Source organism: Streptomyces sp. enrichment culture (assembly GCF_964272895.1).
GTDB lineage: Bacteria > Actinomycetota > Actinomycetes > Streptomycetales > Streptomycetaceae > Streptomyces.
Genome location: NZ_OZ186832.1, coordinates 1,793,020 through 1,807,311, shown reverse-complemented (window position 1 = coordinate 1,807,311; position 14,292 = coordinate 1,793,020). Strand labels below are relative to the sequence as shown.

Sequence of the window (14,292 nt, the reverse complement as noted above, 5' to 3'; positions counted from 1 at the left end):
CCTGGTCATCCGGTCACCGAGCAGTACGAGCCACGACCTCCACTAGGAGTCCCCCGAAAATGAAGACGATCGACGAACTCCTCGCCGAAGGAGTCACGGGCAAGCGGGTCTTCGTCCGCGCCGACCTCAACGTGCCGCTGGACGGCACCACCATCACCGACGACGGCCGCATCCGCGCGGTGCTGCCCACCGTCAAGGCGCTCGCCGACGCGGGCGCGCGGGTCGTCGTCGCCTCGCACCTGGGCCGCCCCAAGGGCGCCCCGGACCCCGCCTTCTCGCTCGCCCCCGCCGCCGCGCGCCTGGGCGAACTCCTCGGCGCGGACGTCGCCTTCGCCGCCGACACGGTCGGCGAGTCGGCGCAGGCCACCGTCGCCGGCCTCGCCGACGGCCAGGTCGCCGTCATCGAGAACCTCCGCTTCAACGCCGGTGAGACCAGCAAGGACGACGCCGAGCGCGGCGCCTTCGCCGACCAGCTCGCCGCCCTCGCCGAGGTGTACGTGGGCGACGGCTTCGGCGCCGTGCACCGCAAGCACGCCTCGGTGTACGACCTGCCGGCCCGCCTGCCGCACTACGCGGGCTTCCTCATCGCCACCGAGGTCGGCGTCCTGAAGAAGCTCAGCGAGGACGTCCAGCGCCCCTACGTCGTCGTCCTCGGCGGCGCCAAGGTCTCCGACAAGCTGGCCGTCATCGACCAGCTGCTCGGCAAGGCCGACCGTCTCCTCATCGGCGGCGGCATGGCCTACACGTTCCTCAAGGCCAAGGGCCACGAGGTCGGCATCTCCCTCCTCCAGGAGGACCAGATCCCGGCCGTCAAGGAGTACATGGAACGCGCCGAGAAGAACGGCGTCGAGCTGGTGCTGCCGGTGGACGTCCTGGTCTCCCCGGAGTTCCCGGACCTGAAGACCAAGGCCCCGAGCAACCCCACCACCGTCGCCGCGGACGCCATCCCGGCCGACCAGGAGGGCCTGGACATCGGCCCGGAGACCCGCAAGCTGTACGCCTCGAAGCTCGCCGACGCGGCCACCGTCTTCTGGAACGGCCCCATGGGCGTCTTCGAGCACCCCGACTACGCCGAGGGCACCAAGGCGGTCGCCCAGGCCCTCATCGACTCCCCGGGCTTCACCGTGGTCGGCGGCGGCGACTCCGCCGCGGCCGTGCGCACCCTGGGCTTCGACGAGAACGCATTCGGCCACATCTCGACCGGCGGCGGCGCCTCCCTCGAATACCTTGAGGGCAAGACGCTCCCCGGCCTCGCCGCACTGGAGGACTGACCCTCAATGACCACCCGTACGCCCCTGATGGCGGGCAACTGGAAGATGAACCTCAACCACCTTGAGGCCATCGCCCACGTCCAGAAGCTCGCCTTCGCCCTCGCGGACAAGGACTACGACGCCGTCGAGGTCGCCGTCCTGCCGCCCTTCACCGACCTGCGCTCCGTGCAGACCCTGGTCGACGGCGACAAGCTGAAGATCAAGTACGGCGCCCAGGACATCTCGGCCCATGACTCCGGCGCCTACACCGGCGAGATCTCCGGCCCGATGCTGGCCAAGCTGAAGTGCACGTACGTGGCGATCGGCCACTCCGAGCGCCGCCAGTACCACAACGAGACCGACGAGATCGTCAACGCCAAGGTCAAGGCCGCCTACAAGCACGGCCTCACCCCGATCATGTGCGTCGGCGAGGAGCTGGAGGTGCGCGAGGCGGGCAACGCCGTCGCGCACACCCTCGCCCAGGTCGAGGGCGGTCTGAAGGACCTCCCGGCCGAGCAGGCCGAGTCCATCGTGATCGCCTACGAGCCCGTCTGGGCCATCGGCACCGGCAAGGTCTGCGGCGCCGAGGACGCGCAGGAGGTCTGCGCCGCCATCCGCGGCAAGCTGGCCGAGCTGTACAGCCAGGAGCTGGCCGACAAGGTCCGCATCCAGTACGGCGGCTCCGTCAAGGCCGGCAACGTCGCCGAGATCATGGCCCAGGCCGACATCGACGGCGCCCTGGTCGGCGGCGCCTCGCTGGACGCGGACGAGTTCGTCAAGATCGTGCGCTTCCGCGACCAGTGAGTATGCGGTAGCGGCGATCCGTCGTACCCTTGCGGGGTCCAGCAGTGACTGCTGGGCCCCGTCGTCCATCAGAATCCGAGGAAGTTGGTCCAGCCGTGGTTATGGGGTTCTCGATCGCCCTGATCGTCTTCAGCCTGCTGCTGATGCTGCTGGTGCTGATGCACAAGGGCAAGGGCGGCGGCCTCTCCGACATGTTCGGTGGCGGCATGCAGTCCTCCGTCGGCGGCTCCTCGGTCGCCGAGCGCAACCTCGACCGCATCACCGTGGTGGTCGGTCTGCTCTGGTTCGCGTGCATTGTCGTGCTCGGCATCCTGATGAAGGTGAACAACTGACCTACGGGTTCGCACGCCAGCACAATCCGATACGTAAGGCCCCATGTTCGGTACGCGCTCCGAAGCGCGGCCTATCATGGGGCTTGCGTCTAGGAGCGGGGCCCTTGTAACTCCAATCACTGGACGCGCGTTGGGCCTTACGTAGACTGAGGCGCTCGCAACGAAGCGACACGCCGACTCGCTTCGCGGCACCATCACGCAGGGAGTTACACCGTGGCAAGTGGCAACGCGATCCGAGGAAGCCGGGTCGGGGCGGGGCCGATGGGCGAGGCCGAGCGCGGTGAGTCCGCGCCGCGTCTGCGCATCTCCTTCTGGTGCTCCAACGGGCACGAGACGCAGCCCAGCTTCGCCAGCGACGCGCAGGTTCCTGACACCTGGGACTGTCCGCGCTGCGGGTTCCCGGCGGGGCAGGACCGGGACAATCCGCCGGCGCCGCCGCGGACCGAGCCGTACAAGACGCATCTCGCGTATGTGCGGGAGCGGCGCAGTGACGCCGACGGGGAGGCGATCCTCGCGGAGGCGCTCGCCAAGCTGCGGGGCGAGATCTAGCCCGCGCCCCTGGGGGACGTCTCCTCGCCCTCGATTGTCAGTGGCTGCCTCTACGGTTTTCTCCATCGGCTTCGTGAAGTGGAGAACCGTCGGGGGGACATGTGGTGCGAGGCGGGTTCGGGCGGCTCTGGAGTGCCGCGGTGCTCTCCAGTTTCGGCGATGCCCTGCGCACGGCCGCGTTGCCGCTGCTCGCCGTCTCGTTGACCGATGCGCCCCTGCTCATCGCTTCCGTCACCGCCTGTTCCTACCTCCCCTGGCTGCTCTTCGGGCTGCTCGGCGGGGCCGTCGCCGACCGGGTCGACCAGCGGCGGGCGATGTGGACGGTGGATGTCGTACGGGGACTGCTGCTCGCCGCGTTCGCCGTCGCCGTCGGTCTGGGGCACGCTTCCATCGGCCTGCTGATCGCCCTGGCCTTCACCCTCACCACGCTCCAGACCCTCTTCGACAACGCCGCCACCGCGCTGTTGCCGGCCGTGGTCGCCGGCGACGACCTCGGCAGGGCGAACGCCCGGCTGATGACCGGCCAGCAGCTCGCGGGCGGGCTGCTCGGCGCCCCGGCGATGCCGCTGCTGGCCGCCGCGGGCGCCGCCGTGCCCTTCGCCGCCGACGCCGCCACCTTCCTGCTCGCAGCCGCGCTGGTGGCCTCGCTGCGGGTCACCGCTCCCGACCGGCCGCCCAGAGCGGCGGGCAGCACCCTGCGCCGGGAGATCGCCGAAGGGCTGCGCACCCTGGGCCGCGACCGGGCCCTGCGCGCCCTGTGCACCGCGACCGCGCTGTGCAACATCGGCATGGGCGGCCTCATCGCCACCCTGGTCGTGCTGGTCACCGACGGGCTGCACGCGGGCAGCGCCGGATACGCGGCGGCGGGGACGGCGTACGCGGCGGGCGGCCTGGCCGGAGGAGTGTGCAACGGCAGAGCGGTGGCCCGCATCGGGCGCCCGCGCGTGGTGCTGCTCGCCGGGGCCGTACAGATCACGGCACTGCTGGTGATGGGGCTCGTGCCCACCCTGGCCGCCCTGGTCGCCGCCATGGCCGTCTTCGGGTTCATGGGCATGCTGTGGAACGTCAACACCACCACCCTCATGCAGCGGCGCACCCCCACCGCCGCGCTGGGCCGCGTCAGTTCCGCCTTCCGCACCCTCGCCGTCGCCGGGGCACCCCTGGGCGCCCTGCTCGGCGGAGCCGCCGCCGACATAGGGGGTCCGCACACCGTGCCGCTGCTCGTGGCCGTGTTCTTCCTCCTGGCGGTCACCGCGCTGATACCCCTGCGTCGGCCGGACGTATCCGCCGTTGCGCCCGGTGACGCTCCCACGACAACTCATGTCGCGCGCTGATCAATTAGGTTGGGACCGGCAGCGGGGCAAGGTACGCAGGGACAGGTAGGAAAGAGGCTGAAGTCCGAGATGAACGCAGACGGCCGTACCCGGCTCAACCAGATGCCCGAATGGACCGCCCTGACCAAGCACCGCGAGGAACTGGGCGCGGTGCGGTTGCGCGAGTTGTTCGCCGCCGACCCCGGGCGCGGCTCCTCGTACACCCTCCAGGTCGGCGACCTGTACGTCGACTACTCCAAGCACCTCGTCACCGACGACACCCTGAGGCTGCTGCGCGAGCTGGCCGCCGCCACGGACGTGTTCGGGCTGCGGGACGCCATGTTCCGCGGTGAGCGGATCAACATCACCGAGCGGCGGGCGGTGCTGCACACCGCGCTGCGCGCCCCGCGCGATGCGGTGATCGAGGTGGACGGCGAGAACGTCGTCCCGCGCGTGCACGCCGTGCTCGACAAGATGGCCGACTTCGCCCGGCGGGTGCGCTCCGGCGAGTGGACCGGCCACACCGGCAGGCGGATCCGCAATGTCGTCAACATCGGCATCGGTGGCTCCGACCTCGGCCCGGCGATGGCCTACGAGGTGCTGCGCGCCTTCACCGACCGCGATCTGACGCTGCGTTTCGTGTCCAACGTGGACGGTGCCGACCTGCACGAGGCGGTGCGGGACCTCGACCCGGAGGAGACGCTGTTCATCGTCGCCTCCAAGACGTTCACCACGATCGAGACGATCACCAACGCCACCTCGGCCCGCTCCTGGCTGCTGAAGGGCGTCGGCGGCGACGAGAAGGCGGTCGCCCGGCACTTCGTGGCGCTGTCGACGAACGCGGAGAAGGTCACCGAGTTCGGCATCGACACGGCGAACATGTTCGAGTTCTGGGACTGGGTCGGCGGACGCTACTCCTACGACTCGGCCATCGGCCTGTCCCTGATGATCGCGATCGGCCCGGAGAACTTCCGGGAGATGCTGGACGGCTTCCGGATCGTCGACGAGCACTTCAGGACCGCTCCCGCCGAGGCCAACGCCCCGCTGCTGCTGGGCCTGCTGGGCATCTGGTACGGCAACTTCCACGACGCCCAGTCGCACGCGGTGCTGCCCTACAGCCACTACCTGTCGAAGTTCACCGCCTACCTCCAGCAGCTGGACATGGAGTCCAACGGCAAGTCGGTGGACCGTGAGGGCAACCCGGTGGCGTGGCAGACCGGTCCGGTGGTGTGGGGCACGCCCGGCACCAACGGACAGCACGCCTACTACCAGCTGATCCACCAGGGCACCAAGCTGATCCCGGCGGACTTCATCGGCTTCGCCCGCCCGGTCGGCGAGCTGAGCGACGAACTCAAGGCGCAGCACGACCTGCTGATGGCGAACTTCTTCGCGCAGACACAGGCGCTGGCCTTCGGCAAGACCGCCGAGGAGGTACGGGCCGAGGGAGTGCCGGAGGAGCTGGTGACGCACAAGACGTTCCGGGGCGACCGTCCGACGACCACGATCCTCGCGCGTGAGCTGACGCCGTCGGTGCTGGGTCAGCTGGTCGCGCTGTACGAGCACAAGGTGTTCGTGCAGGGCGCGGTGTGGAACATCGACTCCTTCGACCAGTGGGGCGTGGAGCTCGGCAAGGTCCTCGCCAAGCGCGTCGAACCCGCCCTGACCGAAGGCGCGGAGGTGCCGGGCCTGGACGGTTCGACGAAGGCCCTGGTCGCCAGGTACCGGGAGCTGCGCGGCCGGGCCTGACGGCACGGGCGGGTCTGACGGGCGGTTAGACTCCTGCGGCGATCATGAGCACGAACACTCGGGGGAGTGCAAGTTGACACAGCCGCAGCGGAGTTGGACCGGTGGTGCGCTGACCGCCAGGGCCTTCCTGAAGCCCTACAAGGTGGCGTGGGTGATGTTCCACCCGGCGTGGATCCCCGACTCGGTGGATCCGTCGGTGGAGACGCTCAAGCGCCTTCGGGTCATCGCCGGAGCCGTCGCCGCCCTCGGCGTCTACACCTACGTCGAGGGCGGCTTCGCCTTCACCGAGATGCTCGACAACGCCGCGACCGCGTCCGTGGTGCTGCTGTTCCTCACCCCGCTGACCGTCGGGATCATGCTCCTGGTGTGGCGGCGCTCCGGCGGGGGCACGGTGGGGCAGCTGCGCGGCCCGCTGATGAACGCGCTGAAGCTGCTGCTGCTGTTCGTCGGGTCGGTGATCGGTACGGTCCTGATGTTCACCATGGCCGAATCGCTGGGCCTCTTCGTCAGGCTGATCGTCACACTCGGGGCGCTGTGGCTGGCCGTGTTCGCGATGGCCGGGGCGGTGCGGATCACGGGCAACTTCTTCGGCACGGCCGTCGTGCACCGCTGCCTGCCGCCGCTGCTCGCCTCGGTCACGTCCTGGCTGATGGCCCTGTTCGACCTGGCCACGGGCGATCTGCACGGGCTGAGCCTCGCGATGGGCATCGTGTTCATCCTCGGCGCTCCGGTCACGGTCACGGGCATCGCCTGGCTGGAGATGCGCCGGCTGAACCGCCGCTACGGCATCCGGCTGGGCGCCCACCCGGCGACCCTGCCGCAGATCCCCGGCCCGCCCCCGCCGATGCCGCCGACGGCTCCGCCGCACACACCCCCGCATGTGCCGCCGTACGTGCCGCCGCAGGGCAACCCGTACGGTCAGCCGTACGGGCAGCCGTCGTACGGGCAGCCGTACGGGAACCCCTACGCGCCGGGTGCGGGAAGCCCGTACCGGCCCGGCAGTCCGTATCCCCAGGGCAACCCCTATGCTCCGGGACCCTCGCACCCCTACGGCGGCTGAGGCCAGGGGACTTGAAGTGACCGGACACGACGACGCCGGGCCCCGCCCCGAGGGGTGGGACCCGGCGTCGAAGTGCCGTGGTGCCGACGGGAGTTACGGCGACGCAGGCGGGTACAGCGAGCGCGGCAGCTGCGAGGCCGCCGCGGCGTCCAGCAGCCACAGGGTGCGGGCACGGCCGTAGGCGCCCGCCGCCGGGGCCTGGATCTCCCCGGCGCCGGACAGGGCGATCGCCGCGGCCTGCGCCTTGTCCTCGCCGGCCGCGAGCAGCCACACCTCACGGGCCGCCCGGATCGCCGGGAGGGTGAGGGTGATGCGCGTGGGCGGCGGCTTGGGCGCGCCGTGGACGCCGACCACCGTGCGCTCGGTCTCGCGCACCGCGGGCAGCTCCGGGAAGAGCGAGGCGATGTGGGTGTCCGGGCCGACGCCCAGCATCAGGACGTCGAAGGTGGGCACCGCGCCATGGTTCTCGGGACCGGCCGCGCGGGCCAGTTCCTCGGCGTAGGCGGCGGCTGCCGCGTCCGCGTCGGCGCCGTACGGGCCGTCCGAGGCGGGCATGGCGTGCACGCGCTTCGGGTCCAGCGGCACCGAGTCCAGCAGGGCCTCGCGGGCCTGGGTGACATTGCGCTCCGGGTCGCCCTCGGGCAGGAAGCGCTCGTCCCCCCACCACAGGTCCAGCCGGGCCCAGTCGATGGCGTCGCGGGCCGGGGCGGCGGCGAGGGCCGCGAGCAGGCCGTTGCCGTTGCGGCCGCCGGTGAGCACGACGGACGCGGAGCCGCGCGAGGTCTGCGCGTCCACGATCTTCGTGATCAGCCGGGCCGCGGCGGCCTGCGCCATCAGATCCTTGTCGCGGTGGACGACGAGCTGAGGAGGGGTCACTTCGCGGCCGCCTTTCGCGTCGTCTTCTTCGCCGGGGCCTTCTTGGCGGCCTTCTTCGCCGGGGCCTTGGCGGCGGCCTCCTCGGGGGTGGGGACCGCGACGGGCTCGTCGGAGCCGATCAGGTCGGCCGGGGCAGCGCCGACCCCGGCCCCAGCCGCCTCGGCGGCCTGACCGGCACCGGTACCGACACCTGCCTCTGCCTCAGGGGCCTCAGCGGCCGCACCGGCACCATCCGCCCCGGAAGCACCGGCCCCAGCCGCCCCATCCGCCCCGGCGGCATCCGCCGAAGCCAGCCGCTCCACGCCGAACCGCAGCGCGGACGCATAGGTGTCGTCCGGGTCCAGCCGCCGCAGCTCCTCCGCGATCAGCTCGGCCGTCTCCCGCCGCTTGAGCGCCACCGCACGGTCGGGCTGACCCTGGATGGACAGCGTCGCGAGCGTGCCGTCGGCGCGGTCCAGGACGATCGGCCCGCAGTCGGTGTCCATGCGCACCCCGGTCAGCCCGGGCCCGGCCGACACCGACCGCCGGACGGGGACGCCCAGCCGGTCCGCGAGCCACATCGCCAGCAGCTCGCAGCTCGGGTTGAACTCCTCGCCCTCGACCTCCACGGACTGCACCGTGCAGACGACCTGGTCCAGGGCCGCGGCCAGCATCGAACGCCAGGGCGTGATGCGGGTCCACGACAGGTCCGTGTCGCCGGGGGTGTAGGTGGCCGCGCGGGCGGTCAGGTCCCGCACCGGGTGCTCGGCGGCGTAGCTGTCGGTCACCCGGCGCTGGGCGAGCGCGCCCAGCGGGTCGTTCGCCGGGTCCAGCGGCGCGTTGACCGGCCACCACACGACCACCGGGGCGTCGGGCAGCAGCAGCGGCAGCACCACCGACTGGGCGTGGTCGACCGCCTCGCCGTACAGCCGCAGCACGACCGTCTCGCCGGTGCCCGCGTCGGCGCCCACCCGGACCTCGGCGTCGAGCCGGGACTGGGTGCGGTCGCGCGGGGAGCGCGAGACGCGCTTGATGACGAGCAGGGTGCGCGAGGGGTGCTCGCGCGAGGCGTCGTTGGCGGCCCTCAGGGCGTCGTACGCGTTCTCCTCGTCGGTGACGATGACGAGGGTGAGGACCATGCCGACGGCCGGGGTGCCGATCGCGCGGCGGCCCTGCACCAGAGCCTTGTTGATCTTGCTGGCCGTGGTGTCGGTGAGGTCTATCTTCATGGCCGGCGCCAGCTCCGTCCGTCTCGTTCGAGCATCTCGTCCGCCTCGACGGGACCCCAGGTTCCGGCCGGGTACTGCGCGGGCCTGCCGTGCGTGTCCCAGTACTCCTCGATCGGGTCGAGGATCTTCCAGGACAGCTCGACCTCCTCCGTGCGCGGGAAGAGGTTGGAGTCGCCGAGCAGCACGTCGAGGATGAGCCGCTCGTACGCCTCGGGGCTCGACTCCGTGAAGGACTCGCCGTAGGCGAAGTCCATGGACACGTCCCGGATCTCCATCGAGGTGCCCGGCACCTTGGAGCCGAAGCGGACGGTGACGCCCTCGTCGGGCTGGACGCGGATGACGATCGCGTTCTGGCCGAGCTCCTCCGTCGCCGTGGTGTCGAAGGGGGAGTGGGGCGCGCGCTGGAAGACGACCGCGATCTCCGTCACCCGGCGGCCCAGCCGCTTGCCGGTGCGCAGGTAGAAGGGGACGCCCGCCCAGCGGCGGTTGTCGATGCCCAGCTTGATCGCCGCGTAGGTGTCGGTCTTGGAGTCGGGGTCGATGCCCTCCTCCTCCAGATAGCCGACGGCCTTCGCGCCGCCCTGCCAGCCGGACGAGTACTGGGCGCGTACGGTGTCCCGGCCCAGGTCCTTGGGCAGCCGGACCGCGCCGAGCACCTTGGTCTTCTCCGCGGCCAGCGCGTCCGCGTCGAAGGAGGCGGGCTCCTCCATCGCGGTCAGCGCGAGCAGCTGGAGCAGGTGGTTCTGGATGACGTCGCGGGCGGCGCCGATGCCGTCGTAGTAGCCGGCCCGGCCGCCGATGCCGATGTCCTCGGCCATGGTGATCTGCACATGGTCGACGTAGGACCGGTTCCAGATCGGCTCGAACATCGTGTTGGCGAAGCGCAGCGCCAGGATGTTCTGGACGGTCTCCTTGCCCAGGTAGTGGTCGATACGGAAGACCTGGTCCGGGGCGAAGACCTCGTGGACGACCTTGTTGAGCTCCTCGGCCGACTTCAGGTCGTGGCCGAAGGGCTTCTCGATGACCGCGCGGCGCCACGAGCCACCGGTCTGGTCGGCGAGGCCGTGCTTCTTCAGCTGCTGGATGACCACCGGGAAGGAGCGCGGCGGCACCGACAGGTAGAAGGCGAAGTTGCCGCCCGTGCCCTGGGCCTTGTCCAGCTCCTCGATGGTGGCGCGCAGCTTCTCGAACGCCTCGTCGTCGTCGAACGTGCCCTGCACGAAGCGCATGCCCTGGATGAGCTGCTGCCAGACCTCCTCGCGGAAGGGGGTGCGGGCGTGCTCCTTGACGGCGTCGTGGACCTCCTGCGCGAAGTCCTCGTTCTGCCACTCGCGGCGGGCGAAGCCCACCAGCGAGAAGCCCGGCGGCAGCAGACCCCGGTTGGCGAGGTCGTACACGGCGGGCATCAGCTTCTTGCGCGACAGATCGCCGGTGACGCCGAAGATGACCAGACCCGACGGCCCCGCGATACGCGGGAGCCGTCGGTCTGCGGGGTCACGCAGCGGGTTGCTGCTTGACAAGTGATCAGCCCTCCGAGGGAGCGAGGCGCTTCAGCTCAGCCTCGGTCGAGGTCAGCAGATCGTTCCAGGACGCCTCGAACTTCTCGACGCCCTCGTCCTCCAGGAGCTGGACCACGTCGTCGTAGGAGATCCCGAGCTTCTCGACGGCGTCGAGGTCGGCGCGGGCCTGCTCGTACGTGCCGGCGACCGTGTTGCCGGTGATCTGGCCGTGGTCCTCGGTGGCCAGCAGCGTGGCCTCCGGCATGGTGTTCACGGTGTTCGGGGCGACCAGGTCGTCCACGTACAGCGTGTCCTTGTACGCCGGGTCCTTCACACCGGTCGACGCCCACAGCGGACGCTGCTTGTTGGCGCCGGCGTTCTCCAGCGTGCTCCAGCGGTCGGAGGAGAAGACCTCCTCGTACGCCTGGTAGGCGAGCCGGGCGTTGGCGACGGCGGCCTTGCCGCGCAGCGCCTTGGCCTCGTCGGTGCCCAGCGCGTCGATCCGCTTGTCGATCTCGGTGTCCACACGGGACACGAAGAAGGACGCCACGGAGTGGATGAGGGAGAGGTCCAGGCCCTTCTCCTTCGCCTTCTCCAGGCCTGCCAGGTAGGCGTCCATCACCTCGCGGTAGCGCTCCAGCGAGAAGATCAGCGTGACGTTGACGCTGATGCCGTTGCCGATCACCTCGGTGATCGCCGGCAGACCCGCCTTGGTGGCCGGGATCTTGATCAGGGTGTTGGGCCGGTCGACCAGCCAGGCCAGCTGCTTGGCCTCGGCGATCGTCGCCGCCGTGTTGTGGGCCAGGCGCGGGTCGACCTCGATGGACACCCGGCCGTCCTGGCCGTTGGTGGCGTCGTAGACCGGCCGGAGGATGTCGGCCGCGTCGCGGACGTCCGCCGTGGTGATCATGCGGACGGCCTCGTCGACGGTCACCTTGCGGGCGGCGAGGTCGGCCAGCTGCTGCTCGTAGCCGTCACCGGACGAAATCGCCTTCTGGAAGATCGTCGGGTTGGTGGTGACGCCCACGACGTAGCTCTGGTCGATCAGTTCGGCGAGGTTGCCGGAGGTGATCCGCTTGCGGGACAGGTCGTCCAGCCAGATCGCGACGCCTTCCTCGGAGAGGCGCTTGAGTGCGTCTGTCATGGAAAATGCATCTCCTACGTGTCGTATACGAGCGTCAGCGCTGGGCGGCGGCGAGGGATTCCCGCGCCTTGTCGGCCACGTTCTCCGGAGTGAAGCCGTACTCCCGGAAGAGGACCTTGCCGTCGGCGGACGCACCGAAGTGCTCCAGGGAAACGATGCGGCCCGCGTCCCCGACGTACTTGTGCCAGGTCAGACCGATCCCGGCCTCGACCGCGACACGCGCCTTCACCGCCGGCGGCAGGACGCTGTCCCGGTACCCCTGGTCCTGCTCCTCGAACCACTCCACGGACGGCATCGACACCACACGGGTCGGCACCCCGGACGCCTCCAGCTGCTCGCGCGCCTCGACGGCCACGTGCACCTCGGAACCCGTGGCGATCAGGATCACCTCGGGGGAGCCGTTCGACGCCTCGGCCAGGACATAGCCACCGCGGGCCGCGTCCTCGTTCGGCTCGTACGTCGGCACACCCTGGCGGGTCAGCACCAGACCGTGCGGCTGGCCCTTGCCGAAGACCTTGGTGTAGCGCTTGAGGATCTCGCGCCAGGCGATGGCGGTCTCGTTGGCGTCGGCCGGGCGGACGATGTTCAGGCCCGGGATCGCGCGCAGCGAGGCCAGGTGCTCGACCGGCTGGTGGGTCGGGCCGTCCTCGCCGAGGCCGATGGAGTCGTGCGTCCACACGTACGTCACCGGCAGGTGCATCAGCGCCGACAGCCGCACCGCGTTGCGCATGTAGTCGGAGAACACCAGGAAGGTGCCGCCGTAGATGCGGGTGTTGCCGTGCAGCGCGATGCCGTTCATCTCCGCGGCCATGGAGTGCTCACGGATGCCGAAGTGGATCGTCCGGCCGTACGGGTCGGCCTCCGGCAGCGGGTTGCCCTCGGGCAGGAAGGAGCTGGTCTTGTCGATCGTGGTGTTGTTCGACCCGGCGAGGTCGGCCGAGCCGCCCCACAGCTCCGGGATGACCGCGCCGAGCGCCTGGAGCACCTTGCCGGACGCGGCACGCGTGGCCACACCCTTGCCGGGCTCGAAGACCGGGAGCTTCTCCTCCCAGCCGGTGGGCAGCTCGCCCTTGCTGATGCGGTCGAACTCGGCGGCGCGCTCGGGGTTGTTGTCCCGCCACTGCTGGAAGGACTTCTCCCACACGGCGCGGGCGGCCTGGCCCCGGTCGATCGCCTGCCGGGTGTGGCCGATGACCTCGTCAGAGACCTCGAAGGACCGCTCCGGGTCGAAGCCCAGGACGCGCTTGGTCGCCGCGACCTCGTCGTCGCCGAGCGCCGAGCCGTGCGCGGCCTCGGTGTTCTGCGCGTTCGGGGCGGGCCAGGCGATGATCGAGCGCATCGCGATGAAGGACGGCTTGTCGGTGACCGCCTTGGCCTGCTGGATCGCCTCGTAGATCGCCTTCGGGTCGAGGTCGCCGTTGGCCTGCGGCGCCACGCGCTGCACATGCCAGCCGTAGGACTCGTAGCGCTTGACGGTGTCCTCGGAGACGGCCGTCTCGGTGTCGCCCTCGATCGAGATGTGGTTGTCGTCCCACAGCAGGACCAGGTTGCCCAGCTTCTGGTGGCCCGCCAGCGAGGACGCCTCGGCGGCGATGCCCTCCTGGAGGCAGCCGTCACCGGCGATGCAGTAGACGAAGTGGTCGAACGGCGACTCCCCGGCGGGGGCCTCCGGGTCGAACAGACCGCGCTCGTAGCGGGCGGCCATCGCCATGCCCACCGCGTTGGCGACACCCTGGCCCAGCGGACCGGTCGTCGTCTCCACGCCGACGGTGTGCCCGTACTCGGGGTGGCCCGGGGTCTTGGAGCCCCAGGTGCGGAACGCCTTCAGGTCGTCCAGCTCCAGGCCGAAGCCGGCCAGGTACAGCTGGGTGTAGAGGGTCAGGGACGAGTGGCCGGCGGACAGCACGAAGCGGTCGCGGCCGACCCAGTCGGCATCGGCGGGGTCGTGCCGCATCACCTTCTGGAAGAGGGTGTAGGCGGCAGGCGCCAGGCTCATCGCCGTACCCGGATGGCCGTTGCCGACCTTCTGTACGGCATCGGCGGCCAGGACGCGGGCGGTGTCGACGGCCCGCTGGTCCAACTCGGTCCACTCGAGGTCTGTGGTGGTCGGCTTGGTGCTCACCCTGAGTCAGGGCTCCTCTCCACATGTCGGGTAGCCGGTCATCCGGGCTCGCGCCCACCGGCCGCCGGTGCGCTCGACGCACACCGGCCGTGTTGAGCCTACCCCCGTGGGGACGTGCATTTTTTCGGGTCATTCCAGACTGCCGGGACTCTCGGACATCCGCCTCCCGACTGGGCTGTGGCCCTTTTCGGCAAGTGAATACGCGGCCGCTCGAACGAGTGCTCAACCGAGTGCCGGGCGGCTCTTCCGAAGGCCCTTCGGGGGGCGGCTCGGAAGGGCCTCCGGGAGGCGGCTCGGAAGGCTCTCCCGGACACGACCCGACCCCCGCGAATGTCCGGGTCTGGGCAACGTCTACAGTGGCGTGGTACGCGCGAGCCTTTACCCCTGCT

General features: G+C 70.5%; 12 protein-coding genes. 7 read left to right on the top strand and 5 right to left on the bottom strand.

Features of this window, described 5'->3' with window-relative positions:
• Positions 1–59 precede the first annotated feature (59 nt).
• From ACSU6M_RS08235 to ACSU6M_RS08205, 7 genes are all read left to right on the top strand, one after another.
• Positions 60–1,271: a phosphoglycerate kinase gene (locus ACSU6M_RS08235; protein ID WP_437068322.1), complete on the top strand. Its 1,212-nt coding sequence runs from the start codon at positions 60–62 to the stop codon at positions 1,269–1,271.
• Between the two features lie 6 nt (positions 1,272–1,277).
• On the top strand, positions 1,278–2,054 hold the full coding sequence (gene tpiA, locus ACSU6M_RS08230; RefSeq protein WP_437068320.1) for a triose-phosphate isomerase: 777 nt from the start codon (positions 1,278–1,280) through the stop codon (positions 2,052–2,054).
• Between the two features lie 101 nt (positions 2,055–2,155).
• On the top strand, positions 2,156–2,386 hold the full coding sequence (gene secG / locus ACSU6M_RS08225; protein ID WP_009300451.1) for a preprotein translocase subunit SecG: 231 nt from the start codon (positions 2,156–2,158) through the stop codon (positions 2,384–2,386).
• A gap of 261 nt (positions 2,387–2,647) precedes the next feature.
• Positions 2,648–2,935: an RNA polymerase-binding protein RbpA gene (locus tag ACSU6M_RS08220; RefSeq protein ID WP_019885342.1), complete on the top strand. Its 288-nt coding sequence runs from the start codon at positions 2,648–2,650 to the stop codon at positions 2,933–2,935.
• Positions 2,936–3,036: 101 nt separating this feature from the next.
• Positions 3,037–4,269 (top strand): MFS transporter, encoded by a 1,233-nt coding sequence (locus ACSU6M_RS08215; RefSeq protein ID WP_437068318.1) that lies wholly within the window; start codon positions 3,037–3,039, stop codon positions 4,267–4,269.
• 69 nt (positions 4,270–4,338) lie between these two features.
• Complete coding sequence (gene pgi, locus ACSU6M_RS08210) at positions 4,339–5,994, top strand: glucose-6-phosphate isomerase (protein ID WP_437068317.1); 1,656 nt, start codon at positions 4,339–4,341, stop codon at positions 5,992–5,994.
• 73 nt (positions 5,995–6,067) lie between these two features.
• On the top strand, positions 6,068–7,054 hold the full coding sequence (locus ACSU6M_RS08205; RefSeq protein ID WP_437068315.1) for a hypothetical protein: 987 nt from the start codon (positions 6,068–6,070) through the stop codon (positions 7,052–7,054).
• A gap of 93 nt (positions 7,055–7,147) precedes the next feature.
• On the opposite strand, the gene pgl is transcribed toward ACSU6M_RS08205, so the two are convergent.
• Genes pgl through tkt form a run of 5 tightly spaced genes read right to left on the bottom strand, consistent with a single transcriptional unit; the run spans position 7,148 to position 13,903 of the window.
• Positions 7,148–7,930, bottom strand: coding sequence for a 6-phosphogluconolactonase (gene pgl, locus ACSU6M_RS08200; RefSeq protein WP_437068314.1), 783 nt, complete (start codon positions 7,928–7,930; stop codon positions 7,148–7,150).
• A complete protein-coding gene (opcA, locus tag ACSU6M_RS08195; protein ID WP_437068312.1) occupies positions 7,927–9,138 on the bottom strand; it encodes a glucose-6-phosphate dehydrogenase assembly protein OpcA in 1,212 nt (403 codons plus the stop codon). The genes pgl and opcA overlap by 4 nt, the downstream gene beginning before the upstream one ends.
• Entirely contained in the window at positions 9,135–10,658 is a 1,524-nt protein-coding gene (zwf, locus tag ACSU6M_RS08190; protein ID WP_437068310.1) for a glucose-6-phosphate dehydrogenase, read from the bottom strand. The genes opcA and zwf overlap by 4 nt, the downstream gene beginning before the upstream one ends.
• 4 nt (positions 10,659–10,662) lie before the next feature.
• A complete protein-coding gene (gene tal, locus ACSU6M_RS08185) occupies positions 10,663–11,781 on the bottom strand; it encodes a transaldolase (RefSeq protein ID WP_437068309.1) in 1,119 nt (372 codons plus the stop codon).
• A 34-nt stretch (positions 11,782–11,815) separates the two neighbouring features.
• The gene (gene tkt / locus ACSU6M_RS08180; protein ID WP_437068307.1) at positions 11,816–13,903 is read right to left on the bottom strand and encodes a transketolase; all 2,088 of its coding nucleotides are present in this window, start codon (positions 13,901–13,903) and stop codon (positions 11,816–11,818) included.
• Positions 13,904–14,292 lie beyond the last annotated feature (389 nt).

Excerpts from the sequence above, each read along its gene's own strand:
- secG (WP_009300451.1), top strand. The coding sequence starts at position 2,156 with ATGGGGTTCTCGATCGCCCTGATCGTCTTCAGCCTGCTGCTGATGCTG.
- ACSU6M_RS08235 (WP_437068322.1), top strand. The coding sequence starts at position 60 with ATGAAGACGATCGACGAACTCCTCGCCGAAGGAGTCACGGGCAAGCGG.
- pgi (WP_437068317.1), top strand. The coding sequence starts at position 4,339 with ATGAACGCAGACGGCCGTACCCGGCTCAACCAGATGCCCGAATGGACC.
- ACSU6M_RS08220 (WP_019885342.1), top strand. The coding sequence starts at position 2,648 with ATGGGCGAGGCCGAGCGCGGTGAGTCCGCGCCGCGTCTGCGCATCTCC.
- opcA (WP_437068312.1), bottom strand. The coding sequence starts at position 9,138 with ATGAAGATAGACCTCACCGACACCACGGCCAGCAAGATCAACAAGGCT.
- tpiA (WP_437068320.1), top strand. The coding sequence starts at position 1,278 with ATGACCACCCGTACGCCCCTGATGGCGGGCAACTGGAAGATGAACCTC.
- tal (WP_437068309.1), bottom strand. The coding sequence starts at position 11,781 with ATGACAGACGCACTCAAGCGCCTCTCCGAGGAAGGCGTCGCGATCTGG.